This window comes from Tritonibacter sp. SIMBA_163 (genome assembly GCF_046535935.1).
In the GTDB taxonomy this organism is placed as follows: domain Bacteria; phylum Pseudomonadota; class Alphaproteobacteria; order Rhodobacterales; family Rhodobacteraceae; genus Epibacterium; species Epibacterium scottomollicae.
Genome location: NZ_JAWJBP010001298.1, coordinates 1 through 237 on the forward strand (window position 1 = coordinate 1; position 237 = coordinate 237).

1 protein-coding gene is annotated in these 237 nt (G+C 63.7%); it reads left to right on the top strand.

What is annotated here, in order from left to right; genetic code table 11:
- On the top strand, positions 1-237 hold a 237-nt coding region (locus R0J92_RS26490; RefSeq protein WP_411053876.1), incomplete at both ends, for a 1-deoxy-D-xylulose-5-phosphate synthase N-terminal domain-containing protein.

Sequence of the window (237 nt, forward strand, 5' to 3'; positions counted from 1 at the left end):
CGCGACCTTGGGGGTGTCACTAAAGCGGCCCCTGGAGATACGATCGCGGTCATCGGCGATGGCGCGCTGACCGCCGGCATGGCATTCGAGGCCATGAACACCGCCGGCCATCTGGGCAAGCGGTTGATCGTGATCCTGAACGACAACGAGATATCAATCGCACCGCCGGGGGGGGCGCTGTCGTCCTACCTCAGCCCACGTTATACCGAGGCGCCGTTTCATGACCTGAAAGCCGCG